Below are 12,476 nucleotides of genomic sequence, written 5' to 3' on the forward strand. Positions count from 1 at the left end.
GATTAGGGTAGCTGACGTAAGGGTCCTCCGATACCGGGGGTTTCGGCAACTGTGCGACCCGTTTCAGTGACAGTTCCCCCTCTCAAACGATGGCGACGCACACGGCGTGACGGTGCTATCGTTTCCAGCAGCTAACAGCCGGTTTCAGTGGCCAGTACTGTCGGCTGCGCCCAGTAAAAACAGCAGAGACGATTTTCGGACCGACTATCGCTAAGCCACGTCCGACGAGCGCAGCGGCCGCTTCAGATATCCTGGCCGGTCGGTCTGATCAGGAGTTCGTTCACGTCCACGCGGGCGGGCTGGCTCGTCGCATACACGATGCCGCGGGCGATATCGTCGGGATGGAGCATCGGGAGGTCCATTTCTGCGAACCGCTCCAGCACCTGTTCGTCCGGGACGTGCGTCGCGAGCTCCGTATCGACAGCACCCGGTTCGATAACCGTCGTCCGGATGCCCTGTGTCGTCACTTCCTGCCGGACTGCCTCAGTGAACGCGTTCACCCCGAACTTCGTCGCGTTGTAGCCGCTCGAATCGGCCGACGCGCGGCGTCCCGCGACAGAGGAGACGTTGACAATGTGGCCACTCTCCTGCTCTTGCATGACCGGGAGTACCGCGTGGGTGAGGTTCATCAGTCCGAGCAGGTTCACCTCGACCATCTGTCGGAGGTTCGAGCGGTCTGCCCGTTCCAGCGGTTCGAGAAGCATCACGCCGGCGTTGTTGACGAGAATATCGATGCGACCGTACTCGTCTGTTGTCGCCTCGACCAGCGAGTCGATGTCGTCCTCGTCGGTGACGTCGGTCGGTACAACCAGCGCATCCCCACCGGATGACTCGATTCGGTCCGCAAGGGCCTCTAGTTCGTCAGCGCGCCGGGCTGCGAGAACGACGCTCGCGCCCGCGTCGGAAAGGGCCTCCGCAGTCGCCTCACCGATTCCCGATGACGCACCGGTGACAATCGCAACGTCGCCTGCAAGTCGCTGTGTGCTCTGGTCGTCGTCTGTCTCGGATTTATCTGCCATCGGTGTTCAGTAGCTGCGACAGCCACGAGCGTGCTTTGCTTACTGATAAGCCCATTTATAAGGTGGCAGGGAAGCCGCGGTCAAACAGGAGCGTGGCTACTGTGCGAGTGCGTTCCGGAACTGGTCGGGACCGACTGTCGAACTGATGAGTTGCTTTTCGGCTCGGCGCAGGAGGTCGGACGCCGCGGCGGCCGACACGTCGAGCTTGTCGGCGAGTTCCGCCGTCGAACACCGACGCGGGGAGTCGTAGTACCCCGCGGAGAGGGCGATGGACATCGCCCGATACTGCCTGTCCGTGAGGCCGAACTGGTCGCGTTCGCCGGGGTTCTCGGGGTCCGAGGCGATGTTCAGTAGTTCGAGCGGGATGTCGTTGACCGCACACCGGTCCTGTAGCGCCCTGAACGCGTCGTAGTCCGAGAACACCTTCTGTTCCCGTATCCCATCGGCGGTGACCGTCGCATCCATCGCAACGCCCTCGAACTCCTCCGGGTCATGTGACGCGATGAGACTCGACGCGTCGTCGACGACCACTTTGTAGAACCAGCCATCGGCCGTCTGCCCGATCTCCGCCGCGTCGGTGATCTGTGGCCGCGCGTCGAGTTCGCGCTCGAAGGCGTCGCGAGAGCCAGCGTCGACGCTAACTGTAAGCAGCAGTCTTCCGTCTTCGAGGCCGACAGCGTTCGAAATCGAGAGTTCGCCGCTCGGAATCGAGTCCGCCACGCCGACCAGCGGAAGCGTCTCGTCCGCGAGAAGGATTTCAGCAACGATGGCCATAGCGTGCCATCGGATTCGACGTATATAGTCGCCAGCATAGCGATTACAGGCACGCGCCGACAGCCCCGTTCCGCGTTCGCAGCCGCTCAGTTAGAACTGGACGCCGTCTCACCACTCAGCAATCGCTGTAGCTGTTCGATCAGGGAGCGGCTTGCGGGCTGCCCACGATACACCCGCACGGAATCGAAGCCAGCGTAGCCGTGGTCCCCGGAGTCGTCGCGCTCCCAGTACAGCCATGCTGTCTCCTCTCCACCGTCGAAGCCCATCTCGTCGACTGGGAACGTGAGAACGAGCGACGCCTGGCCGTCCGCAGCATCGTCGTCCGGTTCCTTGATCTCGCCCTCGTCGACGGGTCGAGCGCCCTCGCCGTCTTCCAGTACAAGGCGCGAGCCGAACCGATAGCGAACGGCCCGCTCCGTAGGGTCGAACGTCTCGCTGTCCCCGTCGTTGTTGACGAACTCTGACTGCTCGACTGCGACGGTGATGGTGTCGTGTTCCGACAGGTCGATGAAGTTCTCCGCGTTCTCGGGCTGGATGTCGATTGCGAGCTGAACTGGGAAATGGGCCGCCGCGACACTGCTCAGGCTCGGAACCGCTGCCGCGGTCGCTGCTGTGCCAAGTGCTCCTTTGAGGAGCCGTCGTCGTGTGGTGGTTGCCGACTTTGTGCTATCATTGCTCGTCGCTGACTGCCTTTCTTTCATCCAAATGACCGATCCGCTGGCACAGTTATGATAATTCTGGTGCATATCTCGAAACACCGAGTGATGGCAGACAACAGCGTTAAAAGCAGGTTCAGATCGCTTAATTAGCGGTTTTTTGACGTTATCAGAGGACCCTATTGTGTTCGTATGCTTCTATGCTGACAGAGCATTTTCATGGCTTGTACGGTCCCTCGTATACCCTGGACGAGACCATTATATTTTAATTAAATTTCTCAAAACAAAGTCTACAACTTTAAATACAATGGTTAATTTAAAGCTGCGTATGACTGCACAGGCTGGCAGGGAGACCGCACCGGAGGTCCCCGCACCGATGCCACCGGACGCCGCCGACGCCTGGTACGCGCCGGACGTTCGTGAGCAAGACGAGGTGTATCCGGGGGTCGTCGTGACTGTCCGACGGGGACGGAATGGGTTCCGGTACGACGTCCGCGACCCGGTGCTTTCAGCGGCAGAGGCCGACGCACTGTCGACTGTCGAGTCACACTTCGCAGGTGCGAACATCGAGCGTCCACAGACGCGTGAGGGGGCAGTGGAGCGAATGGACGGGGGGTTCGACGCCAAACACCGTCGGGTCATCGACCGATTGATCGACGCGTCGCCGGCGAGCCGTCGTCGAATTGAGTATCACGCGCTCTCGTCACTGGCGTGTTTCGACGACTTGACTCCGTATGCGTTGGATTCACGCATCGATGTCGCCGACGTGACTGACGACGGTGTCGTCGTCCATACCGATGATTACGCCCCGGCCGAAACCGACCTCGGTCCGGACCCAGCGTATCTCAACCGATTCGCGAGCGAGCGCGTCGAACGCCACACCGTCCGGTTTCAGGGCTTCGCGATTCCGGTCGTCGTCTACCGCGAGCATCTCCTCGGTGCCGATCCGTTCACGACGAAGTACGCAGTTCGAGAGCCGGACCTGCTCCCCGGCGACGAACAGCTCATCGAAGTGTGCAAGGAGCGCGTCTGGGAGACCGGCGTCAACGGCGTCGTCGAGGACCGCGTTGAGTTCGTCCGGGAGCGCGCTCGCTCACTGCTCGCCCGGCAGCTAACTGTCCGTAACACGACTGAATGGATCGACGCTGCCCGCTACCGGCTACGGTCGGCACTGGCCGAACTGGATCTGGCCGTGCCGCCGGTCGATCATCGGTTCGCTGACGACCGCCTCGATGACCTGTTGTACTACGTGCTTCGGGACCTCGTCGGCTACGGAAAACTTACCATCCCAATCCGGGACCACACGCTCGAAGATATCGAGGCGAACCGGGTCGACGAACGCGTGAAGGTCCTCCCGCGCGCCGACCTCGGCCACGACGGCCGCGTCCCGACCAATCTCGCCTTCGACTCCGAGGCGGCCTTTGTCAACGTCGTCACGCAACTGGCCGCCGACGACGGCGTTGAACTCAACGCCTCAAACCCGAGCGCGAAGGTCAACATCGACCCCGACGGCGACGGCCTCCACGACGCCGACGACACCATCCGCTGTGCCGTTGCCCTGCCGACTATCAGCGAAGGCGGGCCCCACATCTCTATCCGGAAACAGTCGGGCGATGCAATTCGAATGTATGGCCTCGAAATTAAAGCAATCTTGAGAATGAAAGCGTGTGTCCGAATTGCCCATGTTTTAATACATAAGAGCAGACATATCACTCGATATGTCTCAACTTCCTGATGACCACTGGGCCTCTAAAACAGTCATTCAGGAGTCAGAATTGCTTGAACATATATTTGAGGTTGATGAAAAAACCTCAGATAATATGAAGGTTAGCCGATATTGTGTTTCCCCCGGTGTAGATACACTAGATTATACATCGTTTATAGATTTCTTAAGAAAGAAATTCAAGTACTATGTCTTATCTGAGGAAGAAGTGAAACAAACTGAAGATGCACACTATGAAGCTCAAACAAAGTCTGCTTACAAATTAAACGCAGAGAATGAAGGAATCTATGGAGAACTGATTCTATTTGCATTTGTTGAAGCCCTTCTTGACTTGCCAATCGCAAGTCACAAAGTCGCATGGACGCAAAATGCAAACGATGAAGTGAAGGGTTCCGATGGTCTATTTTATGGGTACTTTGATGGTGAAAAATCTCTCGCAATCGGTGAGTCGAAAATCAAAGGTCAGCGATCTGAAGCCATAAAAGAATCATTGAACAGTATCAATAGATTTTACAGTCCTGAAGGAACTCAGATGCGCAAACATGAATTAACGGTTGCTTCTAATAATTTACCTCAGGATTTGAATAAAGAAGAAATAAAAGAACTAAGCAAGGTTTTAACCTCAGGACCAGGCGAACATAGGACTATTCATCCAATGTTTATTTGCTATGAATCTGCTAAATTGCAAAATGCTCAAGAATCTAACTTGACAAGATCAGACTTAAGAGATGAACTCATTGCTGAAATTAAAAAACACGACGTAGGTGAATATATTGAAGAGAAAATTGAAGAAAATTATCCCAATGTAAACAAACACTGGGCCATCATGATGTTGATGCCCGTAGATGATACAACAAACCTACAAGAGACGCTAAAACAGCAAATTTACCCTTATGCTAACCAATGAGTGAAAATAGTCCTGCAGAAGCCGAATTCTTCAATTCCACAATTGACAAACTTGTGAAAGAATTACTAAAAAATGATTTGGGAGTTCCATATTCTACTCTATATCCAGTAACTGATGAAGAATTACATAGGTCCGTTTGGTTAGCTTCCTATTTAGCAAATAGCGATGACGAGAACGATAGGAGCAAAGCGTTAGCATTAGCAACTCTTTCTTATATAAAAAACAAAAATAGCTCGGACAGAGGTGTTTATAAACAGTACTTATATATCGTCCTGTCAAGACTCGGGAACTTACCAGCATTCGATAATGTGCGTGATGAAGAAGGAATGGAAGTACAAGGACCAGATACTTATGAAGATAATGAACATACCCAAGCTAATTCGTTTGAAACGGGGATATTCAATTCATATGATCCAATTCTTAATGCTGAATTGCAGACTAGCAAACAAGAATATCAGATTGATCAGGACACTGTTCTTTCAGCCTTCCAAAATGAAATCTATGATTCGCTAAATAAGGGAAAAGATGTGGCCATTTCAGGACCGACCTCTTCTGGCAAGTCTTTTATAATTCGTGAATATATAAGTTCTAAAATAAGTGAACAAAATAAATTTGACACAATTTATGTTGTCCCGACTAAAGCACTAATCAGTGAGGTTTGTCGAAAATTATCTGAGAGGTTCCCAGATGCAAGTATCGAAACAGGTGCGCATTTTACTGAAGCTGACGAAGAAAGAAATGACGAAACTACCTTTCTTGTAGTTACGCCAGAGAGATGTCTGAATCTACTTTCGGAAGAAAACCGGTCATCAATATCTCCATCTCTTGTGTTCTTTGATGAAATCCAAAATCTTGAATCTGGAGAAAGAGGCGTTATCTTTGAGAGTATTATCGAGTCACTGACTACATACTGGCCCCACGCTCAAATAGTAGCCGCAGGACCATATTTAAAAAATTCTGGCGTCACATTATCATCACTCACCGACCGCGATGTGAAAGAAATCGAAACAAAATTCGCTCCGGTTTTACAATTAAAGGCTATACTTGAGTTCCAGAGGGGTGGTGGGAATGCACCAGGGCAAAGATTGATGAATGCTACTATTTATAGCCCTTCTGGTGAACCACTGACAACTAAAGTGCCGGAGCCTGAACAAGTTACCTTCTCAGATTTCAACGACAATAAAAAGAACTCGTTACCTCACATCTTAGATGAATTTGCAAACAACTCTAAAAATATAATTTATGCAAGTAGACGTGATTTCGCCGAAGATCGAGCTACTAAGATAGCCGAAAGCCGAAAGAGTACTGTTGACTCAGAAGATATCGCCGACCTTGTCCAATTTCTAAGAGATAGTATCCACGAGGAGTACTCGCTTGCGAACTGTGTTGAATCCGGATTAGCATATCATCATGGAATGGTCCCAAAAATTGCTCGGGAAGAAATTGAGAGAATATACAGGGAGGAAGATTCTCTTGACACGATCGTAAGTACACCAACGCTACTGCAGGGTGTTAGCTTACCTGCAGAAAAGATCTTTTTAGTGGGGGATAAAAAAGGGCAAGATGATCTCACTAGCTTTGATTTTAATAACCTAATTGGCCGCGTCGGCAGGCTAGACACCAAACTGTATGGTTCAATATACTGCATAACAACAGAGGATGATGAGTGGGCTCAAGAGCAATTTGAGAACGCCGAAGAGAAAGAAGTAGAACCAGTTACTGAAAATGCTCTAAATCGGCCAGACGAACTGATTGATACATTAACTAAAGAAAATATAATTGAAGAAGATGATGGTAGTTTGCGATACACTGGAATCTTACTCAGAAATCGGTTTTTAAGAGATCCCGATAGCGTTGATAGGTATTTAGAAGAAAATGGTGTGAATCAAAATGATAGAGAGAAAATACAGCTTATACTTGAGGAAACTCTCGAATCTATTGAAATTCCAAAAGAAATTGCAAAAAAGTCTCCAACCACCGATCCAATATTACAGAATCAGTTATATAAAAAGGTGGAAAGAAACCCTACTGATTGGATAGTTGCTACGAGGAGGAGTGGGTTTAGCTATGAGAAACTAGAGAAGATTTGCAAGGAATTGAACCGGATATTTAAATTCACATACGATCGATCTAACGGTATTGATCCTCCGGAGAATGAAGCCGAAAACCAGATTGGGCCAATAATTTTTGCGGCTAATCAGTGGTTACAAGGGAAATCATATAAGCGAATGGTTCAGAATCGAATAGACTCAGATGCTGTTGATGATAAGGGGGTTAATGACTCGATATCTAATCTTTTTGAATTAGTGGATAATGACATTCAGTTCGTCCTCGTGAAGTATTTCAGTATTTTAGTGAAGATTTTAGAGAGTTTAGATAGAGATGATACTCAGTGGATGGAAAAGTTTGATCAAATGCTTGATTTGGGGACGATGGATACTAATGAAATAGCTCTGATTACAAAGGGGGTTGATCGCTCCGTCGCAGTAGATATATATATACCATCAAATGTTGATGACGTAACCCAATATTTGAACTCTAACAAAGATAAGATACCAGATTTCTATGAAACCCACCTAAAGAAACAAGGAATACTAAAGTAGATTCGGATCAAGCGTGTTCTTTTTTCAACATCTCCTTCCGGCGTGCACTCAATCAGGGCATTCTCACCGGCAGTCTCGACACCGGTATTGAGCGGGTCGCCAGCGAGACGCCTTCGCGGGACCTGCTTGCACCGTTTCTGCTGAAGTTCCGCGAACACGCGAACCAGAGCGCCGAGGCGCTGGAGGGATACCTGGAGATGGAAGGGCGCTTGCTCTCACACGAGCAGAGCCGACAGCACGAACGGGCGACCGGCTATCTCGAACTCCTCGCGGAACTGTTCGTCGTGTTGCTGGTGTTGCCCGCGCTCGTCGTGCTCATCGTCACTGTGATGGGTATTCTCGCACCCGGCCTCTCCGAACCCGTTGCGACGCCGCTGGGCGAAACGACTGTCCGTGCCATCGTCGTCTACGGGAGTGCAGCGTTCGTGATGGCTGCCGGGTTGCTGGCGGCATTTGTCGTTGCTGCGCTTCGCCCGCGGAACACTGCCGCCCCAAGCTACAGCCTGCCGGATAGCCCCGTCGCCATACTCGCAACGATTCCTTCGAACCCTGCGAGCGCACTCCTCGCCTGCGTACCACTGGGCGCAGTAGTCGCAGCAGGCCTCTGGTCACTGGGCTACTGTCCGGTCAACGTCGCGCTCCTCTCGTACGCCACCGTCGGCGTCCCCGTCGGTGTGGTAACGGTCCGCCGGGCCAGAGCGGACGACGCAAAAGACCGAGAGATTCAGGACTTCGTTCACGCCGTCGCCGGCCACGTCGCGCTGGGCCGCCCGTTTCCAGAGGCGGTCCGACGTGTCGCCGACGACGTGGAACTCGGCGCGCTCGCTAGCGATGTCCAGTCGCTCGCATTCACGCTCTCGCTGGGCGATAGTCCCGGTGACTCTGCGGCCGACCGCCGAGCCGCGGCACTCGATCAGTTCGTCGACCGCGTCGGAACGCCGATGGCCGAACAGACCATCGGGCTTGTCGTCGGCGCGTTAGATACGGGAAGTGATGCGGAGGACGTGTTCGAGACGCTCCAGACAGAGATCGGGCAACTCTACCATCTCAGGAAATCCATCCGCTCAGCTCTGCTCGTCTACGTTGCGGTCGGCTGGACGACAGCGCTGCTCGTTATCGGGATCACCGTCGCCGTCAACGTTTACGTCCTCGATAGCTTCGCACAACTGTCGTCAGTTTCGGGCAGTGCGAACATCGCCTTCGACCCGACCGCGATCGAGCCGGCCCGGGAGCAACACCGGTTCTACGTCGTCACGCAGGCGACGATGCTTGCCTGTGGCTGGTTCGCCGGCACGGCGAGTCGCGGGACGTACGAAGCCCTGTTACACTCCTCGGGGCTAGTACTCATCGCCTACGTCGTCTTCGCGGGGGCTGGTCTGATTTGAGGCCCGACACTGACGCCCAGTCACACGTCGTCGGCGTGGTGCTGTTGCTGGGGCTGACCGTCGTCGCGCTCGGTGGACTAACGGCTGTTGTCGGGACCGTCGTCGACGGCCACACTGCGACCGCCGACGAGGCCCGCGTCGCCAACACGTTCGAGACGACGTTCCGGCCAGTGGAGCAGACGGGCCACCAGACGACCCGTGTTCGGTTTACTGAAGGACGACTGACCACGGTAAAGCGAGAGCTCCGAGTCCGCAACGACTCCGGCATCCAGCGAACGGTCCCAATCGATGCAGTGGTGTACGAGTCCGGAGACAGCTCTGTCCGATTTCTCGCTGGGAGCGTCGTCCGCGGGACATCGGGGAACGCGTGGCTCGAAACTGACCCGCCGGTGACGGCGACGCGGGACGACACGGCGGTCATCGTCGGCGCGCCGCTCGTCAACGCCAGCGGTGGCACAGTGTCCGGGACGGGTGGTGTATCTGCAGATATCCGTCAGAACGTCAGCCACGAGCGCGAACGGCTCCCGCCCGACAACTACAGCGTGGCTATCGAGACGGAGACGCCCCGGCCGTTCACCGAGTACTTCCAGCGTGTCGGTGCAACCACGCAAGTCAAGGACATTGACGGTGACGGCGTCCAGAGCGTTGTGGCGACGTTCCCGGGCCGCCGGACGCTGTATCTGGTCCGCCACGATATGCGGACGGAGGTGGGGCATGGATAACCGTGCGCTCAGCACCGTCGTCGAGAAACTGCTGAGCATGGGGCTCGTGCTGCTGTACATCGGACTAGTGACGACCACGCTGTACGGCGGCACTGTCCCAGCGTATCAATCCGCTGTCGGGGCGGAACTCGGCGACCGAACGCTCGCCGAAGCGACGGCCCGCGTCGAACAGGCTATCCCGCCGGATGCCCGGACCGTCTCGGCGACGGTTCGGGTGTCGCTACCGGAGACCATCGACGGGGCAGGATACAGCATCCGGACTGACGGAACTGCTCTGGTCCTCGACCATCCCGACCCAGAGATCGGCGGCCGTACACGGCTGGTGTTGCCCGATAGCGTCGGTACTCTCGAAGGCGAATGGCAGAGCGGCAGTCCAACTGTGGTCACGGTTTCCGGAACGCGAGGGAGCGTGACGGTGACACTGGAGGCGGAGCGATGATAACACTAAACGATCGCTCTGACGGTGTCACGCGCGCCCAGACATCGTTACCAGCGCTCGGCGTCGCGCTCGTGCTTTTGACTGTCGTCACCGGACTGGGGGTCGCCATGGCCGACACCGCAATCGCCGGTGCGGATAGGACCCCCGACGAGCGACGGGTCGCCGCCACGATTGCTGACCGGCTCGTCGCGGCGGACGGACCGCTGGCCGCCCGGAGCAACGTCCTCAACCAATCTCGGGTGGACGACTTCGATCAGTCGGCGCTGGAGCAGAATGCACCGCCGGCCAGCGAGTATGCGGTCAGCATCGAATTGGCTGACGAGGAGATAGCACGTAGCGGCACGGTACACGATGGGACACGAATCAGTCGTCTCGTCGTGGTCGAGTCCCGGGAATCACGCACACTCACACCTGACCTGGCGACGACCGACGCGGTGACGCTCCCCCGCCGGAGCGCGCGGGCGACAGTGACAATCGACCCGCCTTCCGGTACGACCGTCTGGACGGTCCGTGCTAACGACCGGGTCGTCCTGCATAACAGAAGCGGGCTGGACGGCAGCTACGAGGTATCGCTGGTGCCCTACGAGACGACGGAACTACGCTTCCAGCGGGCCGGTCGACTCGAATCCGGGAACGTGACCATCGGCTACGACGCCCCACAGTCGACGAAGGAAACCCTGGTGGTGACCGTCGATGTATAGAGCCCAACTGCCGCTGTCGCTCGTGGAAGTTGCCCTCGGGACAGTGCTGATTCTCGGCGTCGCGCTCGGGTTTGCCCTGGGGACGCCAGCGCCGGACACACAAGAGCCACAGCTCGACGCCTACGCTTCGGATACGGCGGCGCTGCTCGCTAACGACCCGCCGCGACACAGCGGGGCGACGCGGCTGCAGGAGATCGTGTCGAGTCCGACGGCCTTCGATCGTGAACGGGACGCGCTTTCGAACCGGGTCGCCCGCATCCTGCCCGACAACGTCCTCTTCCGGGTCGAAACACCGCACGGGGCAGTCGGTACACCGACGCCACAGGGCGTCAGCACTGGGACCGCAACTGTGCCGACGGGACACGGGAGTGTCCAAATCATCGTGTGGTATGCATGACCCGGCGCGGACAGCTTGTCCTCGTTGCGGCCACCGTTGTGGCTGTCGCACTTGTCCCGATTCTCTTTGCATCCCTCCAACTAGGCTATCACGACGACGTTCGGGCGGCGGCCGATTACGACGACGATTCCTCGGCTGATGCGCTTCGGGTTCTTGAGCGAGCCGTTGCAACCGAGAGCGCATCCATCCCGAGCCAGTACGCTTGGTCGGCGAATGATTCGGCAGTGACGGCCGTTCGCACTGGACTGGAACCTCGGCTCGACCGGCTCCAGACATCCCAGATCGAGGACGGTATCCACTACAATATAACCTACAACGGTACTGCGGCTCAGCAGTGGAAAGACGCGAACTGTCCCTCCGGACCGGGCCGCCAGTTTGGGGACTGCGCCGCCGACCGTGGCGTCGTCGCTCAGGACCGCGTGGGCCGCACACACGTTCTCGCCGTCGGCTTCGACGTGACGACGACGACCGAACGCGGTGAAACCACTGTCACCGTGGTTCTGGAAACCAGCGGTCGGTCCTCGCGGTGACTGTCTAAAACAAAGGCTGCCTCTCCCGGCACAAATCAGGAGACTGTCCGTAGTGTGTTACTCCGTCGCACCCGGCGTTTCGGTTCGAACCTGTGACCGAATCTGTTCGAACGTCGCTTGCGAGAGGATGCCGGTGACACTTTCGATTGAAAGGGTATCGATGAGGCCGGCCGGCGGGCCAGTGACCAACAGCGCACCCGCCTGTGAAACGGAATCGTCGACAGTGAGGCCGAGCTCAGATGTCGCACGCTCCTCGAATGAAGTGATTGCGTCTTCAGCAAGGGTCTCCTGTGCGGTGCGGTATTCCGCCTGTGCCTCGCTCTGTGTGAGGTTCCCCGCCTGGAGTTCGGACTGGATCTCCTGTTGTCGTTCCCGCAACTGGGTCTGGTCCGGTTCAACCACGACAGTCACCGTTGCAGGCTCCCCGTCCGCGCTCTGGCTTTGCGACCCTGTTCCCGTGTTCGTTCCGTCGCTGTCGCCTCCCTGAAGGGCGTTACAGCCGGCGAGCGACACTGTCGCGCTTGCTCCGGCGAGTTCCATGAATCGGCGGCGTGTGGACTCGAATTCCATTATCGACTAGCGCGGGTCCCGCGGTGTAACCCTTCTGGTAGCTGACCGCG

The 12,476-nt window shown here is 55.8% G+C and carries 11 protein-coding genes and 2 pseudogenes; 9 read left to right on the forward strand and 4 right to left on the reverse strand.

What is annotated here, in order from left to right; genetic code table 11:
- Positions 1-242: 242 nt before the first annotated feature.
- From C443_RS15915 to C443_RS15925, 3 genes are all read right to left on the reverse strand, one after another.
- Complete coding sequence (locus C443_RS15915) at positions 243-1,019, reverse strand: SDR family oxidoreductase (protein WP_005537623.1); 777 nt, start codon at positions 1,017-1,019, stop codon at positions 243-245.
- A gap of 96 nt (positions 1,020-1,115) precedes the next feature.
- Positions 1,116-1,793: a helix-turn-helix domain-containing protein gene (locus C443_RS15920; protein ID WP_005537625.1), complete on the reverse strand. Its 678-nt coding sequence runs from the start codon at positions 1,791-1,793 to the stop codon at positions 1,116-1,118.
- A gap of 86 nt (positions 1,794-1,879) precedes the next feature.
- Complete coding sequence (locus C443_RS15925) at positions 1,880-2,494, reverse strand: hypothetical protein (RefSeq protein WP_005537626.1); 615 nt, start codon at positions 2,492-2,494, stop codon at positions 1,880-1,882.
- 283 nt (positions 2,495-2,777) lie between these two features.
- Here C443_RS15925 and C443_RS15930 point away from each other — a divergent pair.
- The 9 genes and pseudogenes from C443_RS15930 to C443_RS15975 all read left to right on the forward strand — a co-directional run.
- Positions 2,778-4,070, forward strand: a pseudogene (locus C443_RS15930) (type II secretion system protein); the annotation flags it as partial.
- Positions 4,071-4,167: 97 nt separating this feature from the next.
- Positions 4,168-5,079, forward strand: coding sequence for a HamA C-terminal domain-containing protein (locus tag C443_RS15935; protein ID WP_005537628.1), 912 nt, complete (start codon positions 4,168-4,170; stop codon positions 5,077-5,079).
- Complete coding sequence (locus tag C443_RS20865) at positions 5,076-7,682, forward strand: DEAD/DEAH box helicase (protein ID WP_080505488.1); 2,607 nt, start codon at positions 5,076-5,078, stop codon at positions 7,680-7,682. The genes C443_RS15935 and C443_RS20865 overlap by 4 nt, the downstream gene beginning before the upstream one ends.
- Before the next feature lie 29 nt (positions 7,683-7,711).
- Positions 7,712-9,067: pseudogene (locus C443_RS21965) on the forward strand (type II secretion system F family protein); the annotation flags it as partial.
- Entirely contained in the window at positions 9,064-9,789 is a 726-nt protein-coding gene (locus tag C443_RS15955) for a DUF7289 family protein (RefSeq protein WP_049944097.1), read from the forward strand. The pseudogene C443_RS21965 and the gene C443_RS15955, both read left to right, overlap by 4 nt.
- Positions 9,782-10,228 carry a DUF7266 family protein gene (locus C443_RS15960; RefSeq protein ID WP_005537633.1) on the forward strand — a complete coding sequence of 149 codons (447 nt, stop codon included), beginning with the start codon at positions 9,782-9,784 and terminating at the stop codon, positions 10,226-10,228. Before C443_RS15955 ends, C443_RS15960 begins: the two co-directional genes overlap by 8 nt.
- Positions 10,225-10,929 carry a DUF7263 family protein gene (locus C443_RS15965; RefSeq protein ID WP_005537635.1) on the forward strand — a complete coding sequence of 235 codons (705 nt, stop codon included), beginning with the start codon at positions 10,225-10,227 and terminating at the stop codon, positions 10,927-10,929. Before C443_RS15960 ends, C443_RS15965 begins: the two co-directional genes overlap by 4 nt.
- Positions 10,922-11,326 (forward strand): DUF7262 family protein, encoded by a 405-nt coding sequence (locus C443_RS15970; protein ID WP_049944098.1) that lies wholly within the window; start codon positions 10,922-10,924, stop codon positions 11,324-11,326. Before C443_RS15965 ends, C443_RS15970 begins: the two co-directional genes overlap by 8 nt.
- A complete protein-coding gene (locus tag C443_RS15975; protein ID WP_005537637.1) occupies positions 11,323-11,856 on the forward strand; it encodes a DUF7261 family protein in 534 nt (177 codons plus the stop codon). Before C443_RS15970 ends, C443_RS15975 begins: the two co-directional genes overlap by 4 nt.
- A 57-nt stretch (positions 11,857-11,913) precedes the next feature.
- On the opposite strand, the gene C443_RS15980 is transcribed toward C443_RS15975, so the two are convergent.
- Positions 11,914-12,426 (reverse strand): hypothetical protein, encoded by a 513-nt coding sequence (locus C443_RS15980; protein ID WP_049944099.1) that lies wholly within the window; start codon positions 12,424-12,426, stop codon positions 11,914-11,916.
- Positions 12,427-12,476 lie beyond the last annotated feature (50 nt).

Origin of the sequence: Haloarcula argentinensis DSM 12282 (genome assembly GCA_000336895.1) — an archaeon.
Lineage (GTDB): Archaea > Halobacteriota > Halobacteria > Halobacteriales > Haloarculaceae > Haloarcula > Haloarcula argentinensis.

Excerpts from the sequence above, each read along its gene's own strand:
- C443_RS15915 (WP_005537623.1), bottom strand. The coding sequence starts at position 1,019 with ATGGCAGATAAATCCGAGACAGACGACGACCAGAGCACACAGCGACTT.
- C443_RS15980 (WP_049944099.1), bottom strand. The coding sequence starts at position 12,426 with ATGGAATTCGAGTCCACACGCCGCCGATTCATGGAACTCGCCGGAGCA.
- C443_RS20865 (WP_080505488.1), top strand. The coding sequence starts at position 5,076 with ATGAGTGAAAATAGTCCTGCAGAAGCCGAATTCTTCAATTCCACAATT.
- C443_RS15920 (WP_005537625.1), bottom strand. The coding sequence starts at position 1,793 with ATGGCCATCGTTGCTGAAATCCTTCTCGCGGACGAGACGCTTCCGCTG.
- C443_RS15975 (WP_005537637.1), top strand. The coding sequence starts at position 11,323 with ATGACCCGGCGCGGACAGCTTGTCCTCGTTGCGGCCACCGTTGTGGCT.
- C443_RS15960 (WP_005537633.1), top strand. The coding sequence starts at position 9,782 with ATGGATAACCGTGCGCTCAGCACCGTCGTCGAGAAACTGCTGAGCATG.
- C443_RS15925 (WP_005537626.1), bottom strand. The coding sequence starts at position 2,494 with ATGAAAGAAAGGCAGTCAGCGACGAGCAATGATAGCACAAAGTCGGCA.
- C443_RS15935 (WP_005537628.1), top strand. The coding sequence starts at position 4,168 with ATGTCTCAACTTCCTGATGACCACTGGGCCTCTAAAACAGTCATTCAG.
- C443_RS15970 (WP_049944098.1), top strand. The coding sequence starts at position 10,922 with ATGTATAGAGCCCAACTGCCGCTGTCGCTCGTGGAAGTTGCCCTCGGG.
- C443_RS15965 (WP_005537635.1), top strand. The coding sequence starts at position 10,225 with ATGATAACACTAAACGATCGCTCTGACGGTGTCACGCGCGCCCAGACA.